This is a genomic window from Rufibacter roseus (assembly GCF_001647285.1).
Taxonomy (GTDB): Bacteria; Bacteroidota; Bacteroidia; order Cytophagales; family Hymenobacteraceae; genus Nibribacter; species Nibribacter roseus.
Genome location: NZ_LRML01000006.1, coordinates 209,910 through 229,055, shown reverse-complemented (window position 1 = coordinate 229,055; position 19,146 = coordinate 209,910). Strand labels below are relative to the sequence as shown.

Sequence of the window (19,146 nt, the reverse complement as noted above, 5' to 3'; positions counted from 1 at the left end):
TTCTAGGATTGCTCTTATTGTAATATTATGACTCGCGACTCAGAACTCGCGACTCAAGACTCTTAATGATGGTGTCCACCTTCGCCGTGTACGTGGCCGTGGGCTATTTCTTCTGCAGTGGCATCTCGCACTCCAATTACTTTGCCTTCAAAATGCATATCCATTCCGGCGAGCGGGTGGTTGAAGTCCATGAGTACGTGGTCTTCTTCTACGCTCATAATGCGGCCTTGCATGTGGTTTCCTTCGTTGTCAGACATTGGAATGTAATTGCCTACCTGCACCATTTCCTCGTCTATTTTACCGTCTACCTCAAAAACGTTTTTAGGCACCGGCACAACAGCAGACTCATCTAAATCGCCGTAACCTTCTTCAGAAGAAACGGTGAATTTGAAGGATTCTCCTTCAGACTTGCCGGCAATTTCCTGCTCGAACTTTTCTGGTAACCCACTGACACCAAATAAAAAGACCATCGGATTTTCAGTGTCGGCTGTCTCAACGAGCGTTGCTTCGCCTTCTTCGTCAGTTACGCGTAGCTCGTAGGTGAGCGTTACAACTTTGTTCTCTTCTATTTTCATTTGATGAAGGGGTTTATGTGTTGATTTGTCGTAAAGGTACATATTCAGGAGAAAGAACCATGAGTTAGGAGCAATTCTGATAAAAAGCCAAGTGCTTAAAATCTGATATGGTCTTTCCTGTTTCTATTTCTTTTACGGTTCACTGAAGGTAAAAGATTAAGGTTTCTACTCCTCCGTTAGGAGTTCCCAGGCACTTCTATAAGCACCTATACCCTCGGCGTACTGCAGAAACTGATTATAAAAGTCATTCACTCCCAGCGTGGCACTGTCTCCAACAATCACCATTTTCTTTTTAGCACGGGTCATGGCCACGTTCATACGTCGTATGTCGGCTAAGAAACCAATCTCGCCTTCTGGATTGCTCCGCACCATGCTGATATACATAATATCTCGTTCCTGACCCTGGAAAGAATCTACCGTACCCACAGATAACTGCCTCTTGTTTTGCAGCTTAAATAGCTTGGGCTCATGTTCTACCTGATCTTTCAGGTAATTGATCTGGGCGCGGTAAGGGGAGATGATGCCAATGCGGAGTGGCTTTTCCTGTGCTTCGTTCTCCTTATAATCAAAGGGTTCATACGGCTGAAGCAACTGCACCAGGTGATTTATGAGCAGGTCTGCTTCTTCTGGGTTGGCGGTGCTGCTGCCTTCGCCCATAGTTTGCTCATTGAATCCGCAGCCGGCAGTGTCAATGAACTCCACTACCAGCCCAGGGGCAAACTCAGAAAATACATCATGTAGTGTTGCTGTTTTCACCGATTCATGCGCCTGTAGTTCACCGCCGTAAAACTGCTGGTTAGAAAAGCCCATGATGAGTTCGTGCATGCGGTACTGGGTTTTGAGCATTACCCCGCTTTCTGGTTGCCTCTCAATGCATTTCTCAAATAAAGTCCTGCCCAAGCCGCCTTTTTCGGCCGCCAGGGATTTAACGGTTGGTGGTAATTGGCAGTGGTCTCCGGCCAGTACGACTCGGTTGGCGCGGGTGATGGGTATCCAGCAGGCGGGTTCCAAGGCTTGGGCGGCTTCGTCAATAAAAACAGTGTCGTACTGCAGGTGCCGGATCACTCTATTGGCTGAACCCACTAACGTACAAGTAATTACCTGCACATTCTCCAACAAATCATCAGTGATATACTGCTCAATATCATCGGCTTGGGCTAAGACACGTTTGCTTTCTTCCTGCATAAACCGCCGCTGCTCCCGTTCATGCGGGCCGAAGTTACGTTTATACTGACCAGCCATACTTTTATATTCTTGGGCAGATTTCCGGAGCTTCTTCAGCATCTTGAAATCGCGGTGGTGCATGATCTGGGCATCCAGGGTGTGCTCCAGTAGCACTTCTGATACTCTGGAAGGATTACCGATGCGGATGACATTGATATCTTGTTCGGCAAGTTTTTCTGTGAGTAAATCTACGGCAGTATTACTGGGGGCGGTAACTAACAATTTGCGTTCACCGCTCTCTAAAGTTTTAATGATAGCCTGCACCAGTGTGGTAGTTTTACCAGTGCCCGGAGGACCATGAATGATAGCCACGTCTTTGGCTTGTACAATGTTTTTGACCGCTTCGTTCTGCGATTGATTTAGAGACGGAATAGGTGAATAGCTGCGCTCACGGCGGAAAATGGCTGGTTCTGCACCCAAAAGAATGTCGCGTAGCTGAGCCAACCGGCTTTTTTCAGCTTCCATTACTTTCATGAGGGCAATTTCCATTTCGCGGTAGCTCACTTCATCAAAAGTAAGCTCCACAGCCATTCTGGAACCTCCATATACCCAATCCGGAAGGTCTTCCTTAGAGGTGGCTAAGCGCAATTTGTTCCGCTTCACCTCCAGCACCACTCCATTTAAAGAGCCGCCTTCTCCGTTGGTGAACAAAGCCGCCGAAGAACCCGCCTGAAACATGTGCAGTTGGTCTCTGGCAGAAGTACGCTCTAACTCCACCACCATTTTATTACCAAACCCTACTTCCTGCTTTACAATGCTGACGGGGTACCAGCAAATTCCAAGGGCTTTGCGCTCGGTGATGCTGGTTTGGGCATTCTTTAATTGGTATTGTTTGCGGTCTTCTTCCTGCTCTAGCTTAAGCAGCGCCCGCACCTCTAAAAGTTCGTCTAAGATTTTATCCATTTATGTGGGGACACATGATTCAAGACTCAAGATATAAGACTTCAGGTGTACGAAACCATAAATAGGTCTTGTGTCTGATATCTTGTTTCTTATGTCTTTGTTATACAAAAAATGTATGTTGGTAAGGTTGGCACTTATATACTGTGGTGCCGGCGTAAATGATCTTTCTCCAGAGGGGTAATTTTTCTTCTGGCTCTACATATACGGAACCACAGGTTGGACAGGTTGGAACCTGTACTCTGTTTTTAGCCTGATTTTCAGAAAATAGCCGTAAAACAGGCTCTGCCACCTGGTGGTCTTTAATTTTGATCTGGAGTTGGTAATAAATTCCTTCGCCAAAAGGTAGGCTGGGAGGGCCGCAGGATTTCACTAGTGACAGAATTTCCACCTGCTCTAAAGCTTGGTATAACTCTACTGCCTCAGCATAAGTAATGTATTCGGCAACCGTTATAAAACGGTCTGTCATGCTTTCTTAAGCTTTTTCTTTGGAGCCTGAACTCTGTTCAATTTGCCTCTGAGCCAGGAAATATAGCCCACTAACACCAGTGACAGCATAGCGAAGAAAGCGGCGATGGCATCATGCTCAAATTTGGCATCGGCAGACACCACTAATTTTTCCTCCAGGTCTTTGATTTGCTTTTCTCTTCGGCGCACCAGGTTTCTTGAATTCTCTAATGAAGCTTTCAATTCAAATATGTTGTCAGTTACCAAACGCTTGTCTCCCTGCACCTGGTTAGCTATACGCTTGGTCTCATATTCTAATTCAGCGGCACGTTTGGCGGCAAGCCTTCTTGCCTCTAAAGTCTGTTCAGAAACAGCATGTATAATCTCTGTGTCTTTTTGCAGTACTTCTTTCAGTGCATCAATCACAGCTTTCATGTCTTTTTTAGAGGCATTGCCCCAAAAGCTGTTTTCCTGTGCTTTCAGGTAGTCATATTTTAACACCAACTGCTCACGTTCTGTAATTAGCTGCTGAATTTTAGATTCTGCGGCAGTAAGCTTAACAACAGGAGCTTCTGCGGCATCAGGGGTTAAGGAAGGGGCTGCCGCTGGCTTTGAAGTAGCTACTGTTTGTACTTTTGAAGTAGTGCTGGCAACTTGAGGTTTTGGTGCTGCCAGTGTTTTAGGCGCAGTGGAAACTACCATTGGCTTAGGTGCCGGCGCTGATACAGGCTTAGGCGTTGGGGTGACCACTTTGGACGTAGCTGGCAAGGCAGGGGGGGAGGCTAACGTCTGGCCGTTAACGTTGGCTGTGTAAGCAAGACTTAACAAGAACAGAAGGCGAGCGGGTACTTTCATAAGCGTAAAAAATCAAATCTATATCTACCTACTTAAAACCAGACTTAATAATAGAAGCTGTTTTTGGCATGGTTCTGTAAAAATACATCAAAAACGGCAGATAGCCGCAAAGGTGAAGACTCAGAATAATGTATTGTGCACCAGACCTGTGCAAGAGCTGAAATTTTACTATAAAAGAAGAGGGCTGGCAAGTATACTTGCCAGCCCTCTTCTTTTATAGTTTCTACTTTTACTTATTCTGCTGGTCTGCCCAGTTGTCCATTTTCTTCTCAACAACTCGCAAAGGCATGGTGCCATCTTTCAGGAATTCTTCATGAAATGAAGCTAATTTAAACTGATCACCTAGTTTCTTCTGGTATTTTTCTCTCAGCTCCTTGATCTTTAACTGACCAATTTTATAGGATAGCGCCTGACCTGGTATGGCCATGTACCGCTCTATTTCAGCTATGGCACCTTCTTCACTGATGGCCATATTGCTTAACATGTACTGTATCGCTTCTTCGCGGGTCATGCCTTTAGTGTGCATTCCTACGTCCACCACCAGCCGCACAGCTCTGTGCATTTCATCTCCTAAAGCGCCCATATATTGGTAAGGGTCAGTATACAGCCCCAGCTCTTTGCCCAACGATTCTGCGTATAGCGCCCAGCCTTCGCCGTAGGCACCGTACCAACTAAAGCGGCGGAATTTAGGCAACGCCTCGTTTTCCTGTTGCAACGATATCTGGTAGTGGTGCCCGGGAATGGCCTCATGCAAAAACAAAGACTCCATACCTGAGGTGGTGTTGAACTTGGTGGCATCTAAGATGGGAACGTAAAAAATGCCGGGTCGAGATCCGTCTGGTGAACCTTGGTTATACTCGGCACTGGCCGATGCCGCTCTGAACGCTTCCGTCTGCCTTATTTCAAAAGGAGTTTTAGGCGTTTGATTGAACATCTTTTTCAGGTAGGGCTCAATTTTAGACTGAATGGCTTTGAAGGCACTTAGTACCTCTTCCGGTGTTTTGTAGGGAGTGAACTTGGGGTCGTTACGAAGGTGGGTGAAGAAAGCATCCATGGTGCCTTTGAAACCTACTTGATCTTTTACCTTTTGCATTTCCCCTTTTATACGGTCTACTTCTTTCTGCCCGGTAGTATAAATATCGGCCGCCGATTTGTCAGTGGTGGTCCAGTATTTCACATAATAATTGTAAAGGTCTTTGCCACCCGGAATTTGATCTATACCAGTTGAAGTGCGTGCTTTAGGTAAATATTCCTGCCGAAGGAAAATCGCTAGCTTTTGGTACGTAGGCACCAGCTTGGTCTGGATTGCCTTTTTGTATTCTTCCGTCAGGCGCTGGCGGTCAGCACTAGCCATTTCCTCCGGAAAATTGTTGATGGGACCATAAAATAAGCTTTTGCTTGGTTCCTTCGTCACCAGGCTTTCCATTTGCGGAATCATTTTCTCCACCAATGCCTTTGGCAACACCACTTCATTGGCAATGCCCAGCCTGAAATTGGCAATGGCACTGTCTGCCCACACGGTAAAGCCTTCTATGCGCTGCAGCCAGTTCTCATAATCCTTTACTGTCTTGAAAGGCTGATTGCCCGTGCCGGAACCTAACTGGCCCATAGTAAGCGGCAAACCCCAGAACTGCTGGAACGGGATCATCCAAGTATTGTGCTTCAGGCCTTCGAGCTGAGTGTTCATTTCATACTCAAAAATATCATAACTGATCTGGTCATTGGCATTTAGCTCTGCCCGCTCAAACTGGCGCAACCTATCAAGGTAACTTTGGTAGTAAGTTTTTAAAGAATCACGGAAACCCTTGGTGTTGCTGTTTGGCAGCAGGTGGTTATAGCGGTTATCACCTTGGGCTGTGGCCTCCAGCGGGAACAGTCGGGCATTCTCTTCCCAGTAATTCTCAAACAATGTAGCCAACTGGGTATTGTCTGGCGTGTTGGCAGCAGTCTCCCTTTTATTCTGACAAGAGAAAAGCAAAAAGACAGACAAAAAAGCAAGAGCAAAATATTTCATAGGCATTGTGTTTTAAGAGCTAAGACAAATACGATGAACTTTTTAAGGTGATTGGGCTAATTTTAATGCTTTGCTACAATGGAGTATTAATTTATACTAATCAGACTTCAAATGATTTTTTAGCTGTAGTAAGTAGCGTATCAGCACATCTTGCAGCGGATAATCTGGGTGCATGAGGTAGTGGTGCGCCATGCCGTCTAGTGTAGCGACCATTAATCTTGCCTCGGCGGTAGGAGAGGTAGAGCCTGCCGCTGCAAGATGCTGCGTCAATAAGTTCAGTCTTTTTTGATTCTCAGCCTCCAGTTCCTTTTCCAGCGCCTTCACAACGTCAGACTGTAGTCTAAGGCTATAGTAAAGCTTCCAGAAGTTTCTGTTTTCTTCTAGCACTTTGAAAGTAGTTCGTACGTGGTGATCCAGAAACTGATAAGCAGATAGCTCCTCCGGCTTCTGGTAAGACTCCAGCACCGACTGTCTTCCTTTTAAAAGACCCGCCTTCAGAAGCTCTTCTTTACTGCTGTAATAATTGTAAAGCAAACCCAATGATATTCCCGCAGACTGAGCTATTTGGCGGATAGAGGTGCGGTCAAAACCTTGCTGCGCAAATAATTCCATAGCAGACTCAAGAATATTCTGGGCGCTGGTTTCACGCTTTAAAACCCGTTTATTCATATTGATTGAACGTTTGTTCAAATTTAAAAATTGTTTATTGAAGGACAAAAGAAAAGCCTGTTTTCATGCTCTTTTCTGAAAAAGAAGCTGAAAACAGGCCTGTGAAAAGGTGTGGTTAAATTTTAAAGCTTGTTGATGCGGCTATAGAATTTACTTTGGTAAGAGCCTCCTATTGGAATGTATTTGTCCTGCATCAGCACAGAATCATCTTCAATGAGCTCTATTTTCTTCAGGTTAATGATGAAAGAGCGATGAATCCGCAGAAATTGATCACTAGGTAATTTCTGGTCTATGGCGCTCATGGTTGTATAGACTATGTGCTTTTTATTCTCGGTGTTGATGACCACATAATCTCCCCGGGCTTCAATAAAAAGTATGTTGTTAAGGTTCAGCTTAATTATTTTGTTGTCAACCTTGACAAATATTTCCTCTGGATGGACAGTGGCGGCAACTGCCGCTGCCTGTTGCGGTTGCGCGGCTTCCATGCGGGCAGTGGTATTGATGACAGCCTGGGTAAAGCGGGTGAAATCTACCGGCTTTAGCAGGTAATCAGATACTTGTAATTCGAAGGCCTGCAACGCGAAATCTTTATGCGAGGTGATAAGAATGGTATGAGGTTTCTTCGGTAAGGTTCTTAGTAATTCTATACCCGTCATCTCCGGCATTTCCACATCCAGAAACAAAATATCAATAGAATCATTCTTCAGAAGCCAGGCTAGTCCTTCGGTGCTGGAATTAAATGCCTGCACTAGCTCCAGTGAGGGAGTGGCCTTGATGTGACGCTCTAATATCATTCGACTAAGCTCATCATCATCAATAATGATTACTCGGTAGGGGGTGTCCTTTTTCAAAATCTGCTCATGTTGAGTTTCAAATACAATAACCTAAAGGCTAATGTTCTCCAAAGTTATGACCAATTAGCCTTCTGTGGTGCGGAAGCTTTAAATTATCTTTTCATAACCAAGATTGGCGCGGATTGTTCAAGATAGTAAAAAATATTCTTCAGCTGCAAACCTGACTACAAAACTAAGTGGCACCTACATAAATTAAGTGAGGTACCTATAACTCTCTCCCAAAAAAACGTATAAGAGCACCAAACTAAGCAAAATCAAGTGCTTCCTGTTACTCTGCTCAATTCGCTAAAGATTAATACTCAGCCTGATGACTCCACCTGCGGACCCACCAGCCTGCATGCCGTGTACCAATATTATAATGATATTATACCACTTGAGCAGGTTATTTCTGAGGTGTCTTTTCTGGAAGAGGGAGGAACACTGGCCGTTATGCTTGGCTGCCACGCTTTGAAAAGGGGGTATAAAACCCGCATTTATACCTTCAATTTACATGTTTTTGACCCTACCTGGTTTATTAAGCCCGAAAAAGGGAAGCTAATTGCCAACCTGCAGGAGCAGCTCCGGTACAAATCTGATATAAAGCTTCAGGTTGCCACCAGAGCCTATATAGAGTATTTAAAGTTAGGAGGAGAGATTTGCTACCGAGATTTAACGCCTGGCCTGCTGGATGAATATTTTTCCAAAGACATTCCTTTACTGGCAGGCCTCAGCGCCACCTTCTTATATAACTGTGCCCGTGAGCGTGTAAACGAGCGCGACGAAGCAGTTTATGACGATATTAGGGGAGAGCCCTTGGGTCACTTTGTTGTGTTGGCAGGCTTTGCCCAAGACAAAGAGCACGTTATTGTGGCAGATCCGTATCAGGAGAACCCGCTCTTTCGGAACAATTATTATAATGTGAACACGTCCCGGCTGATCAATGCCATCATGCTGGGAATTGTTACGTATGATGCTAATCTTCTGGCTATCGAGAAACCAGTAACCTCAAATTCTTAATGAATTAACGAACCTACATGCGCAAACTAGTTGTGGTCAATAATCCCAAAGATTGGGATCTGGACGTAGAAGATGTGGAAGTGGTAGACGCACAACGTTACCTCACTGACCCAGCCTACACCGAAATAAGAAGTGCCCGCATTTTTAATCTGTGCCGCTCGTACCGGTACCAAAGCAGCGGCTACTACGTGTCTTTGTTGGCCGAGGCCCGTGGCCACAGGGCTATTCCCAATGTAACTACCATTCAGGATTTAAAGTCGCCTACTATTGTGCGGGCCATTACTGATGAGATCAACGAGACAATTCAGAAAAGCCTGGGCAAGCTCAAATCTAAAAATTTCACTCTCAGCATCTATTTCGGCCAGAATGTCGCTAAACAGTATGAGAAACTGAGTAAGCAGTTGCATGACCTGTTTCAGGCTCCGCTGTTAAGGGCGCAGTTTGTATATAACAAGGAGTGGGTGCTGGAGAACATAAATCCTATTCCGGTCAATGAGGTTCCGGAACACCATATTAAGTACCTGCATCGTTTCGCGAAAGCTTATTTTGCCCGAAATCGGTTTGCGGGGCAGCGGGTGAATAAAAAGATCTACGACTTGGCTATTCTGGTGAATCACGCCGACTCAGACCCGCCGTCAAATGACAAAGCACTTCAGTATTTTATAGAGGCAGCAGAGTCTCTGGGTTTCTACACAGAATTAATCACCAAAGAAGATTACCGACGGCTGTCTGAATTTGATGCGCTCTTCATCCGGGAAACAACTTCGGTGAATCACCATACCTACCGCTTTGCCCGCCGAGCCCACGCCGATGGCTTAGTCGTGATTGATGATCCTGCTTCAATTCTACGCTGCACAAACAAAGTATACCTGGCCGAGCTGCTCACTAAAGCTAAAGTGAACATTCCTCAAACAATGATTATTCACCGGGATAACTGTGAGAAAGTGACGGAAACCTTAGGCCTTCCTTGTGTACTGAAGAAACCTGACAGCTCATTCTCGCAGGGCGTGGTGAAGGTAAAAACAGAAGAGGAACTGCAGGAACAGCTGCGTGAAATGCTTTTTGAATCTGACCTGATTATTGGGCAGGAGTTCAGACCGACAGATTTTGATTGGCGAATAGGAATACTGGACAAGCAACCGCTGTATGCCTGCAAATATTTCATGGCCAAAGACCATTGGCAAATCTACAACTGGGAAGGCAAGAAGAACGACGTAACTGGTAACTTTGAAACGGTTCCTTTTGCAGATGTTCCGTTCTTTGTGCTGCACACGGCTTTGAAAGCGGCCAACCTTATCGGCGACGGGTTGTATGGAGTAGATTTGAAGGAAATTGATGGAAAAGCGTACATTATTGAAGTAAACGACAACCCTAATATAGACCACGGCGTGGAGGACCAGATTCTAAAAAAGGATCTGTACCTGACTATTCTAAAATCTATAAAACGGCGCATAGACAACAAAAAAAGCCTGAACACCCATGAGCCAGCGTAAGAAACTGGGGCTTTTTGCCGGTTATGGCGTGGAAATGGAATACATGATTGTAGACCGTGACACGCTGCAGGTAAGGCCCATAGCCGACGAGGTGTTGAAAATGGAAGCTGGCGAAATAACGTCTGACGTGGAGCGGGGAGAGATGGCATGGTCAAATGAGCTGGTGCTGCATGTATTGGAACTGAAGACCAACGGACCGGCCAAAGAGTTGCACCGTTTGCCGCTGCTGTTCCATCAAGAGGTGCTCCGAATAAATGAGATCCTTGCCCCCATGAATGCCATGCTGCTGCCTACTGGGGCTCACCCATTCATGAACCCCTACAAAGAAACAAAGCTGTGGCCCCATGAAGCCAGTGAAATTTACGAGGCTTATAACAGAATCTTTGATTGCCGTGGCCATGGTTGGTCAAACTTACAGAGCACCCATGTGAATCTGCCTTTCAGCAATGATGATGATTTTGGCAGGCTGCACGCTGCCATCCGTTTAATTTTGCCGCTGATACCTGCTTTAAGTGCTGCCTCGCCGCTATTAGATGGAGTCGTTTCTGGTCTTCTTGACACACGCCTGGAGGTGTACCGTAAAAATCAGCAAAAGATTCCGTCTATTGCTGGACAAGTGGTTCCGGAGGCTGTGTTTTCTGAGAAGGAATACGGGGAGCATATTTTTGGCCCCATATTCAAAGCCATTGCGCCCTATGACCCTGATGGTGTTCTGCAAGATGAATTCCTTAATTCACGTGGAGCCATTGCTCGGTTTAGCCGTGGTGCCATTGAAATTAGAATCATTGATAACCAGGAATGTCCGCTGGCTGATGTGTCCATTGTAACATTGGTCACCGAAGTATTAAAATACCTAACCCAGCAGCGGTGGAGTAGCTACCCTCAACAGCAGAATATTAAAACGGAGCAGTTAGCTTCAGTTTTCCTCTCCTCTTTAAAAACCGGCCCGGAAACAGCAATAAAACAACCAGAACTGCTTCAGTTGTTTGGTTTAAACCGTAGCCAGTGTACTATCAAGGAGCTATGGCAGCACTTGTGGGAACAGGTAAAGCATTCAGACGCCTTCACCCCTGAACTGACTAGTGCCGTGGAAGTGATACTCTCTGAAGGCTGTCTGGCACAGCGCCTTTTACGGGGGCTGGGGCAGAATCCTGATCTAGAGCAAATCAAGAGCGTATACCTGAAGTTGGCGAATTGTTTGCAACAGAACCAAATGTTTGTACCGTGAGAGAGGAAAACCTTAAAATATTGATTACCTGTGAGCACGGGGGAAATATAATTCCGGAAGAATATAGTACCACTTTTTCAGGAGGAAAAGAGGAGCTGGAGTCGCATAGAGGGTATGACATTGGTGCGTTAGAATTGTTTCAGAACTTTGAAAGCAACATAGGAGATTTCACGCACTTTAGCCAAACCAGTAGACTTTTAGTGGAGCTGAATAGGTCGTTGCACCACCCCAAATTATATTCTGAATTTACCCAGCACATAGCGCCAGATGTAAAGGAAAAGATTCTGCAGGAGCATTATTTTCCGTACCGTAACCAAGTAGAAACTAAAATAGGAGAGTGGGTGCGTGACGGGCTCAAAGTGCTGCACCTATCTGTGCATAGTTTTACTCCAGTAATGAGTGGCAAATTACGCAATACTGATATCGGTTTGCTATATGACCCAAGTAGAGCCCGCGAGCAATTATTTGCGGCCCATTGGCGGCAACAGTTGCACAAATCGGCGCCACAATTTAAAGTTCGGTATAATTATCCCTATAAAGGCACAGCCGATGGATTTGTGACACACCTTCGCAAGGAATTTAATGATGAGCAGTATGCTGGGCTAGAGCTGGAGGTAAATCAAAAATTTCCGGAGCAGAAACACGAGAAGTGGGAGCAGTTAAAAAACGTTTTAGTCTCTTCTTTTAGGCAGGCGCTTTAACCCGGGATAAGAATTTTAGTATAAGTACTATCTATTGTTTGGCCATAACGGCTGTTTGTTCTACCTAAACTATGAAAAATGAATTGGATTATTGAACTACTTGTAAGCGCTGGGGTGATTTTGCTATTAGCCTATATCCTGCCCCAAGTGACCATTAAAAGTTTCTGGACCGCCCTTTGGGTAGCTGTTTTGGTGGCTATTTTGAATGTGCTGATTGGTTGGTTGTTACGGGGGGTGCTCAATTTATTCACCTTAGGCTTGCTCACTGGAATTGTAAGAATAGTGGTTGCCGCCATAGTGATTAAAATTGCCGACAAATTGGTGCGCAATTTCAAAATTGATGGTTTTTGGCCAGCCTTGGTTATTGCTGTGGCTCTTGCGGTTGTCAGCTACTTCTTAGACAGAAATGACGAAGGCCGCGAAATCTCCAGATCAAATCAACCGGCTCTTATAGAATTGACGGTTTCACGCACCTAACCTCAATTGCCTTTTCTAACTCGTTAGTAGCAGGCATGTAAACAAAAAAGCAAGCTTCTTGTATAGAAGCTTGCTTTTTTGTTTTGTAGTTTAGAAGGTAGGCAATCATTCAAGTTCTTTCTCTGTAAGTGTCTATAAAAAGCCCCTTTCATAGGCATACAATACCTGCCAGTTATGATCAAATCAATATCCTCTGGAAATATCAGCCAGTTTATCTTTTACTTCTTCTCCGGCCAAAAACAACTGAAGGTTTTCAAGGAAGCGATTGATTTTGCCTTCGGTTTCTCGGGCTTGTCCGCCGCTGGTATGTTGGGTGAGCAGCACGTTATTCATTTGCCATAGGGGGGAAGTAGCAGGCAATGGCTCTTGCTCCGTTACATCTAATACTGCACCAGACAATTGTCCGTCTTGCAGAGCGCTGACCAATGCCGTTTCATTGGTTGTGCTGCCCCGTCCAACGTTTGCGTACAGGCTTCCCGGCTTCATCTTTGACAGAAACTCCCCTGAAACATACTGCACCAGATGGCCAGGGAGAGTATTGATGACAACATCTGTCAATGGTAATTGGCGGTAGAGTTCTTCTTTTGAAAGTATGTCGGCGGAAGGGTTTTGGCGGGCGGTAAGCACTATATGGCATCCAAAGCCTGTGAGCATTCTTTTTATGGCCTGCGCTATAGTGCCGGCTCCCAGAATGACCACTCTTTTGCCGCTCAGCAGTTGCAGCGTTGCCCTCACTTCTTTTCCTTGCCACTCTTTCTTATCCTGCAGCTTTACTAGCCTCGGAATAGCTCTATACATAGCCAAAATTCCGGCTACCATAGTCTCAGCGCAGGCAATGGCAAAAAAGTCACCCATGTTAGCTACCACGGCGGCTGTTGTCACAGATCGGTACTGTTCAAACCCCGCCGACTCCAGCTGCCAGAAACGCAAGGCGGTTGGCGGATTACTGAACCACTGCGCAGGCGGATTGCCAAAAATCACTTCGGCCTCTTTAAATGCCTGTTGCTGCTCTTCAGAAGAAAGATCTGTGCTGAAGTATGCTTCAATACCATCCGGTAATTGTTGCCGCAGGTAGTTCTTTTGGTCAGTGCTTAAATCTGAATAAACGAAGAGCTTCATAATGCTGTATATACCCTGCCTTTTCACAAACTGTTGTGATGACACAGCTTGGTTTTCTGAATTATCCAGCGGAAGTAGTAATGTTGTTTTGGGGCTACTTTTCAAAAAACAGGTCTAAAACACTATTCCTCGTCCTCAAAATAAAGCTTGTAAAATTTACGTCCGTCTGGGTCTACTCCTTTTTCTATCATTTCTTTGTTGCCGTGTATGTACACGTGGAAGTTTTTGTCGAGCTTAAGCACGCTTTTAAAAACCCTTGATTGTTTTTTCACCGCCTGTGGCGAAATTTCGAAACTGTCTTCCAGTTCCACATCATAGTTCTGGCGGTACTCACCGTCGTAGTTCCTGAAAGATTCAATCAGTTCTGGCTGACCGAAAACCTCGGTCTCAAATTCTTCCTTATCAAATGACTCATGCTTTGTAAAGTACTCCACTGACTTGTTTAGCAAAGCAATCTGGTCGGTTTTCTCTACCTCAAATTCCTCACTCATGCGTTCGCTGATGAACTCCTTGGTGAGGTTCAGAAAATGATTTGTCTGATGAAACTCATTGCTGATTTGCGTGAGCCCCAGAAAGTTCTGCCGCCAGTACTGCGCCTCTCCGCCTCGGTTCTGGTTATCTATGATAGCCACAATAAAGCCTTCCTCTGGGTTCAGGTTGAAAATGATACACCCTTTGTCGAATTTATTGGAGTCAATTCCCTCTTGGTATGAAAGCAGGTAGTCCCGCTTTTCACGGCGCACGTCAAAATATCCATTCTTTACCTCAGTTTTGAAAATGCCTACCGCCTCCACCTGCCGGTCTTCTACCTCTGCGTTGATAAAATGGCACACGTACAGTTCACCAGGCTTTATTTTAGGGTGGGCAGAACTCTCGAACAGGTGCCTGGCTATGCGCTCTGTTTCAACATGAAAATTTTCTTTGTCAGCAAAGATGTTCTCGGCGTAGGTATATACTTCGTTGAATTGCAGTGAAGACGCATGGCTAAACCGAAACTTCTCAAACACATTGCTAAACTTGCCCAGAAAGAACTTTTCCAGTTTTTCAGTGAGCCCATCGCCGGGCGAGAAGGGATTTTCTGAAAGGGTGAGCTTTTGATCTAGCCCTTTGTTTCCGACGTGGTGAATAGATACTTTAGTGAGCGACGCGTTGCTGAGGTTCATGGAGAAAAAGGTGTTACTGCGGCGCCAGAGGCTTCCGGAATACAAAGTTAAATTGGGATGCAAAAGTAAAGAATATGGCCTTTGATTTCAGGAGATTTCCAGATAATCCACTTTTCTTTTAGATTGCAAGCATGTTTTAGAGCCGTTTTCTGAAAAGTAGCGTTAAAACAGCTTTCGGTACTATATCACTTATTTAAAAGAGCCGAAGGAAAAAAGCCTGTTATACTCTACCTCTGCTTTCAATTCAAATAGGAGTAAAGCAGGGCGGTTAACTTTTGATAAAAAAATGCTTGAATTTTTACTGCTGATTGTTGGCTTTGTAGTGTTAGTGTTCGGTGCCGACAAGCTCGTTGACGGTGCTTCTAGCCTTGCCTCAAAGTTAGGTGTGCCTGACATTGTCATTGGTTTAACCATTGTGTCTTTGGGTACTTCAGCCCCTGAGCTGGTGGTGAACATTTTTGCGGCGGTAAATCAAAATACCGAGATGGTGCTAGGCAACGTGATTGGCAGTAACCTGTTCAACGTGTTGGCAATTTTAGGTGTCTGTGCGCTGATCAAGCCCTTAACTGTTAAAAGAACCACCACCTGGCTCGAAATTCCCCTTAGTTTATTAGCGGCGATAGCTGTTTTAGTGCTGGCCAATGATGTTTATTTAGACAATGCTACCTCTAACTTTATCTCCAGGTCAGAAGGTTTGATTTTGCTTTTGTTTCTGAGCATTTTTCTGGTGTATAACCTCATACTGGCCAGAAAAGGCAAAGCCGACGTAGGGGAAGAATTGCATCATTATTCTTACCTAAAGTCGACCTTGTTTGTGTTGCTTGGTTTGGGCGGACTGGTCTTAGGAGGCAAATTGATCGTAGACAATGCCGTATCACTGGCTCTTTCTTTTGGCATGTCTGAGCGCGTGGTGGGCCTGACCATTGTATCGGTTGGTACTTCCTTGCCTGAACTGGCTACGTCTGTAGCAGCGGTACGCCGTAACAATGTAGATATTGCCGTTGGTAACGTGGTGGGCTCAAACATCTTTAATATTTTCCTGGTATTGGGTATGAGTACCATAATTAACCCGGTGCCCGTGAACCCGAGTTCTCAGGTGGATATTCTCATCAACATTTTGGCTGGTCTATTGCTGTTTTTCTTCACCGGCAAAGGAAATCGCTTACTGCGGTGGGAGGGTGGCCTTTTCGTGTTGCTGTACGTGGGTTATATCAGTCTGCTGGTGTTTCAGTCATAGGTTGGGGTATGGGTTCTGTAAATTTTAATACGGAAATTTCCGTTCTTGTTAAGGAATTTTACGTATATTTATACCAAGTACAGAACTCATGAAAACGGCAGAGACCCATATGGAAGAATTGGTAGTAGTAAAAGACAACCTGGCGCTGGTTAATAAGGCGCAGGAAGGGGTGGAGCCATCTTTTTTCATCAATCTGCAGAAGCACTCTGGCATACGGAAAGATGAGTTAGCCAATTGGGTAGGAGTAGACCCTAAAACGGTAGACAACTACCGCCGTTCTAAAAAGAAATTCAAGAGCGACGTAGCCGAAAAACTACTGCAGTTGCACCGTTTGTTTGCCTTGGGCGACGAGTTGTTCGGTTCTACCGCTGAGTTTATGGATTGGCTGGAGATTCCTTCGCCCGGCCTGAATAACCAAAGTCCTATTTCATTATTGAACTCCATTTCCGGCATTTTGGAAGTAGAAAAGCAGATGCTGCGCATTGCCCACGGCTACGCCGTCTAGCTCTATGCACCTGTACCGCATTGTATTTGAGCGTTTCGCAGACCGCTTGTATGCGCCAGGATTCTCTGGCCGCTGGAACTACGACGGTGAATTTGTCATATACGCTGGCTCAAGCCGTTCACTGGCCTCAATGGAGAACATGGTGCACAAAATGGGGCAGGGGATATTGGGAGGAAGATTTACCATTATGGTGCTGGAAGTGCCTAATAAAGCCTCTGTAACGGTAGTTTCCCAGAAGGATTTGCCTAAAAGCTGGAAAGTGGAAAGCCATTATGCCCTCACGCAACCCATAGGTTCAGCATGGTACCAGAAAGGAGAGTCGCTGCTGCTGCAGGTGCCTTCTGCCATTGTACCTGCTGAGAATAATTTTGTACTGAATGCCCGTCACCCGGAGTTTGCTCAAGTACAAATCATAGCCCGTGAGCCTTTTGAATACGACCACCGGTTTATTTTCTTTGACAAAACCTTAGCGGGGAAAAAGAAGGAATAAAGGGTTAATGGCAGTTCTTTCAGTTCTTAGTTAACATAATCATTGCAATTGTTATAATAAGCGAACCAGTTTGAAAGTGGCTTTAAAAATAGTAGGGATTGTGTTGCTGGTACTACTAGCTTTAGTGGTGTTGTATCTGCTGGCTGCTTTTATGCTTTCCCGGATAGCCGTGGAGCCTGAGCCAAACGATAAGCAAGAGGTCTCTATATACATTCTCACCAATGGCGTACATACAGACTTAGTGTTGCCTGTAAAGACGCAGTATATGGATTGGGAGCAATTTATACCCATTGCAAATACGGAGGGCAAAGACACTTTGGCAAAATATGTAGCCCTTGGCTGGGGTGACAAAGGCTTCTATCTGGAAACTCCTACATGGGCCGACTTGAAACCAAGCACCGCGTTGAAAGCAGTCTTCGGATTAAGTTACTCAGCCATGCATGCTACTTTTTACCGCAACATGTATGAGAGTGATATCTGTCGGCGCATTAATATGAGTGCAGAGCAGTACCAACGGCTGGTTAGCTATGTGAAAGCCCGTTTTAAAGAAGATGGATCTGGTAAAGCCATCTACATCAAAACGAACGCTAACTACGGACCTGATGATGCCTTTTACGAAGCCCACGGCAGCTACAATTTATTTTACACTTGCAACACCTGGGCCAATAACGGTTTAAAAGCCGCCGGTCAAAAAGCAAGCCTTTGGACACCGTTTTACAAAGGCATCTTTTATCATTATAAATGATGAAACTGTTTTAGGTTTATTATTAGAAAAACAGGCCAAAAACAGAATCAGAGCGAGAAAATTTATTTTGAAGTTTCAAGCCGATATAGTGGCTATGGTGGTTCAGAAACAGATTACTATTAAAGTCTTATAATTTATATTATGTTAAGTAGTTATTCTTAACCCACGCCTACTCTCATTGATTTCCGTTTTGAAGAAAATTTGCCATCCTACGAGCGTTAATGATCATTCAATTGATTTTAGCTTACTAAGCCAAGAGTTGAACGCACTGATTAGCGATTTCAAGTTCTTCATTGGTTGGAATAATTAGAATCTTTGTAGTGGCAGCGTCACTATTGATTTCCCGAAGCTCTGAACTTCTTTCTGCATTTTTATTCAGGTCAATCTGTAAGCCAAAGAAAGTCATGTTGCTGCAAACCAGTTCACGAGTCAAAGCATCATTTTCTCCTACACCCGCGGTAAATACAAGCGCATCCAAGCCATTTAGTGCGGCTACGTACGAACCTATGTACTTCTGAATACGGTATGCATACATCTCGTAAGCTAAGTGAGCATCTGCATCGCCAGCATCGCGGGCTTTCTGAACTTCCCGCATGTCACTGAAACCAGTAAGACCGAGCATTCCACTCTTTCTATTAAGCAAAATATCTATTTGCTCAACCGTCAGGCCAGCTTTAGAGGCTAAGTAAAATACTACCGAAGCATCAATAGCACCAGACCGTGTACCCATGATCAGACCGTCTAAGGGTGTGAAACCCATACTAGTGTCTATGCATTTACCAGCCTTTACCGCCGCTATGCTGCAGCCGTTTCCTAAGTGAATAGTAATGATTTTTGCCTCAGGTTTATTAAGGTAGTTGGCAGCCTTTTCTGCCACGTATTTGTGGCTGGTGCCATGGAAGCCATACACCCGTACCCCAAGCTCATGATATAAATTAGTAGGAACAGCATACCTGAACGCCTTTTCGGGCATGGTCTGGTGAAAAGCGGTATCAAAAACAGCTATTTGCGTAGCGTGGGGAAACAGCTTTTCAGCCACTTCTATTCCCTGAAAATTTCCCGGATTATGTAAAGGAGCCAACGAGATAAGCTGTTTTATTTCTTCTTTCACTTCCGGAGAAATAATGGTGGTTTCTGAAAAACGCTCCCCGCCATGCACTACCCTATGCCCTACCACCCCTATCTCCGCCGGATCTTGAATTATACCGATTCCTGGTTCAGTAAGTAATTTAACTACTTCTAACAAAGCCATCTGATGGTCTGGTAGAGGCAATTCAGCACGAGTAATATTTTCCTCGCCGTTTGAGAATATTTTGTGGGTGATGATAGAATCTGGTAAGCCAATTCGTTCTATCAGTCCACTGCAAATAGGTTTTTCGGCAGGCATCTTAAACAGCTGGTATTTAACGGAACTGCTGCCGGCATTAATCACGAATATGTTCATAGAAATGAAT

Annotated in this window: 19 protein-coding genes; 9 read left to right on the top strand and 10 right to left on the bottom strand. The window is 44.9% G+C overall.

Annotation, left to right across the window (positions count from 1 at the left end):
* Positions 1–62 precede the first annotated feature (62 nt).
* From A8O23_RS11055 to A8O23_RS11025, 7 genes are all read right to left on the bottom strand, one after another.
* On the bottom strand, positions 63–575 hold the full coding sequence (locus tag A8O23_RS11055) for an FKBP-type peptidyl-prolyl cis-trans isomerase (protein ID WP_066620963.1): 513 nt from the start codon (positions 573–575) through the stop codon (positions 63–65).
* 165 nt (positions 576–740) lie between these two features.
* On the bottom strand, positions 741–2,702 hold the full coding sequence (locus tag A8O23_RS11050; protein WP_066620961.1) for an AAA domain-containing protein: 1,962 nt from the start codon (positions 2,700–2,702) through the stop codon (positions 741–743).
* 100 nt (positions 2,703–2,802) lie between these two features.
* Entirely contained in the window at positions 2,803–3,168 is a 366-nt protein-coding gene (locus tag A8O23_RS11045) for a hypothetical protein (protein WP_066620958.1), read from the bottom strand.
* Complete coding sequence (locus A8O23_RS11040; RefSeq protein ID WP_066620956.1) at positions 3,165–4,001, bottom strand: hypothetical protein; 837 nt, start codon at positions 3,999–4,001, stop codon at positions 3,165–3,167. The genes A8O23_RS11045 and A8O23_RS11040 overlap by 4 nt, the downstream gene beginning before the upstream one ends.
* 229 nt (positions 4,002–4,230) lie before the next feature.
* Positions 4,231–6,015 carry a DUF885 domain-containing protein gene (locus A8O23_RS11035; RefSeq protein ID WP_066621381.1) on the bottom strand — a complete coding sequence of 595 codons (1,785 nt, stop codon included), beginning with the start codon at positions 6,013–6,015 and terminating at the stop codon, positions 4,231–4,233.
* Between the two features lie 96 nt (positions 6,016–6,111).
* Complete coding sequence (locus A8O23_RS11030) at positions 6,112–6,684, bottom strand: TetR/AcrR family transcriptional regulator (protein WP_066620954.1); 573 nt, start codon at positions 6,682–6,684, stop codon at positions 6,112–6,114.
* A 122-nt stretch (positions 6,685–6,806) separates the two neighbouring features.
* Complete coding sequence (locus A8O23_RS11025; RefSeq protein ID WP_082883007.1) at positions 6,807–7,535, bottom strand: LytR/AlgR family response regulator transcription factor; 729 nt, start codon at positions 7,533–7,535, stop codon at positions 6,807–6,809.
* 261 nt (positions 7,536–7,796) lie between these two features.
* On the opposite strand from A8O23_RS11025, the gene A8O23_RS11020 reads away from it, so the two are divergent.
* From A8O23_RS11020 to A8O23_RS11000, 5 genes are all read left to right on the top strand, one after another.
* Positions 7,797–8,534 (top strand): peptidase-C39 like family protein, encoded by a 738-nt coding sequence (locus A8O23_RS11020; RefSeq protein WP_066620947.1) that lies wholly within the window; start codon positions 7,797–7,799, stop codon positions 8,532–8,534.
* A gap of 17 nt (positions 8,535–8,551) precedes the next feature.
* Positions 8,552–10,027, top strand: coding sequence for a RimK family protein (locus tag A8O23_RS11015; protein WP_066620944.1), 1,476 nt, complete (start codon positions 8,552–8,554; stop codon positions 10,025–10,027).
* The gene (locus A8O23_RS11010) at positions 10,014–11,255 is read left to right on the top strand and encodes a carboxylate-amine ligase (protein ID WP_066620943.1); all 1,242 of its coding nucleotides are present in this window, start codon (positions 10,014–10,016) and stop codon (positions 11,253–11,255) included. Before A8O23_RS11015 ends, A8O23_RS11010 begins: the two co-directional genes overlap by 14 nt.
* Entirely contained in the window at positions 11,252–11,956 is a 705-nt protein-coding gene (locus A8O23_RS11005) for an N-formylglutamate amidohydrolase (RefSeq protein WP_066620941.1), read from the top strand. Before A8O23_RS11010 ends, A8O23_RS11005 begins: the two co-directional genes overlap by 4 nt.
* Before the next feature lie 78 nt (positions 11,957–12,034).
* Positions 12,035–12,433, top strand: coding sequence for a phage holin family protein (locus tag A8O23_RS11000; RefSeq protein WP_066620939.1), 399 nt, complete (start codon positions 12,035–12,037; stop codon positions 12,431–12,433).
* A gap of 183 nt (positions 12,434–12,616) precedes the next feature.
* Here the strand turns inward: A8O23_RS11000 and A8O23_RS10995 are convergent, their stop codons facing one another.
* The gene (locus A8O23_RS10995) at positions 12,617–13,552 is read right to left on the bottom strand and encodes a D-2-hydroxyacid dehydrogenase (protein ID WP_066621379.1); all 936 of its coding nucleotides are present in this window, start codon (positions 13,550–13,552) and stop codon (positions 12,617–12,619) included.
* Between the two features lie 122 nt (positions 13,553–13,674).
* On the bottom strand, positions 13,675–14,715 hold the full coding sequence (locus A8O23_RS10990) for a nucleoid-associated protein (protein WP_066621377.1): 1,041 nt from the start codon (positions 14,713–14,715) through the stop codon (positions 13,675–13,677).
* 286 nt (positions 14,716–15,001) lie between these two features.
* Between A8O23_RS10990 and A8O23_RS10985 the strand changes: the two genes are divergently transcribed.
* From A8O23_RS10985 to A8O23_RS10970, 4 genes are all read left to right on the top strand, one after another.
* Complete coding sequence (locus A8O23_RS10985) at positions 15,002–15,952, top strand: calcium/sodium antiporter (protein WP_066620937.1); 951 nt, start codon at positions 15,002–15,004, stop codon at positions 15,950–15,952.
* Positions 15,953–16,040: 88 nt separating this feature from the next.
* Complete coding sequence (parS, locus tag A8O23_RS10980) at positions 16,041–16,457, top strand: type II RES/Xre toxin-antitoxin system antitoxin (protein WP_066620935.1); 417 nt, start codon at positions 16,041–16,043, stop codon at positions 16,455–16,457.
* Between the two features lie 4 nt (positions 16,458–16,461).
* Positions 16,462–16,947: an RES family NAD+ phosphorylase gene (locus A8O23_RS10975; protein WP_066620932.1), complete on the top strand. Its 486-nt coding sequence runs from the start codon at positions 16,462–16,464 to the stop codon at positions 16,945–16,947.
* A 76-nt stretch (positions 16,948–17,023) separates the two neighbouring features.
* Positions 17,024–17,692, top strand: coding sequence for a TIGR02117 family protein (locus A8O23_RS10970; protein ID WP_204377688.1), 669 nt, complete (start codon positions 17,024–17,026; stop codon positions 17,690–17,692).
* A gap of 247 nt (positions 17,693–17,939) precedes the next feature.
* Here A8O23_RS10970 and A8O23_RS10965 read toward each other — a convergent pair whose 3' ends face one another.
* Positions 17,940–19,136, bottom strand: a complete 1,197-nt coding sequence (locus A8O23_RS10965) for an acetate/propionate family kinase (protein ID WP_066620927.1) — start codon at positions 19,134–19,136, stop codon at positions 17,940–17,942.
* Positions 19,137–19,146 lie beyond the last annotated feature (10 nt).

What these genes read in the sequence shown, in the direction of transcription:
- A8O23_RS11055 (WP_066620963.1), bottom strand. Translation starts at nt 575, where the DNA reads ATGAAAATAGAAGAGAACAAAGTTGTAACGCTCACCTACGAGCTACGC.
- A8O23_RS11050 (WP_066620961.1), bottom strand. Translation starts at nt 2,702, where the DNA reads ATGGATAAAATCTTAGACGAACTTTTAGAGGTGCGGGCGCTGCTTAAG.
- A8O23_RS11045 (WP_066620958.1), bottom strand. Translation starts at nt 3,168, where the DNA reads ATGACAGACCGTTTTATAACGGTTGCCGAATACATTACTTATGCTGAG.
- A8O23_RS11040 (WP_066620956.1), bottom strand. Translation starts at nt 4,001, where the DNA reads ATGAAAGTACCCGCTCGCCTTCTGTTCTTGTTAAGTCTTGCTTACACA.
- A8O23_RS11035 (WP_066621381.1), bottom strand. Translation starts at nt 6,015, where the DNA reads ATGAAATATTTTGCTCTTGCTTTTTTGTCTGTCTTTTTGCTTTTCTCT.
- A8O23_RS11030 (WP_066620954.1), bottom strand. Translation starts at nt 6,684, where the DNA reads ATGAATAAACGGGTTTTAAAGCGTGAAACCAGCGCCCAGAATATTCTT.
- A8O23_RS11015 (WP_066620944.1), top strand. Translation starts at nt 8,552, where the DNA reads ATGCGCAAACTAGTTGTGGTCAATAATCCCAAAGATTGGGATCTGGAC.
- A8O23_RS11010 (WP_066620943.1), top strand. Translation starts at nt 10,014, where the DNA reads ATGAGCCAGCGTAAGAAACTGGGGCTTTTTGCCGGTTATGGCGTGGAA.
- A8O23_RS11000 (WP_066620939.1), top strand. Translation starts at nt 12,035, where the DNA reads ATGAATTGGATTATTGAACTACTTGTAAGCGCTGGGGTGATTTTGCTA.
- A8O23_RS10995 (WP_066621379.1), bottom strand. Translation starts at nt 13,552, where the DNA reads ATGAAGCTCTTCGTTTATTCAGATTTAAGCACTGACCAAAAGAACTAC.
- A8O23_RS10990 (WP_066621377.1), bottom strand. Translation starts at nt 14,715, where the DNA reads ATGAACCTCAGCAACGCGTCGCTCACTAAAGTATCTATTCACCACGTC.
- A8O23_RS10985 (WP_066620937.1), top strand. Translation starts at nt 15,002, where the DNA reads ATGCTTGAATTTTTACTGCTGATTGTTGGCTTTGTAGTGTTAGTGTTC.
- parS (WP_066620935.1), top strand. Translation starts at nt 16,041, where the DNA reads ATGAAAACGGCAGAGACCCATATGGAAGAATTGGTAGTAGTAAAAGAC.
- A8O23_RS10975 (WP_066620932.1), top strand. Translation starts at nt 16,462, where the DNA reads ATGCACCTGTACCGCATTGTATTTGAGCGTTTCGCAGACCGCTTGTAT.
- A8O23_RS10965 (WP_066620927.1), bottom strand. Translation starts at nt 19,136, where the DNA reads ATGAACATATTCGTGATTAATGCCGGCAGCAGTTCCGTTAAATACCAG.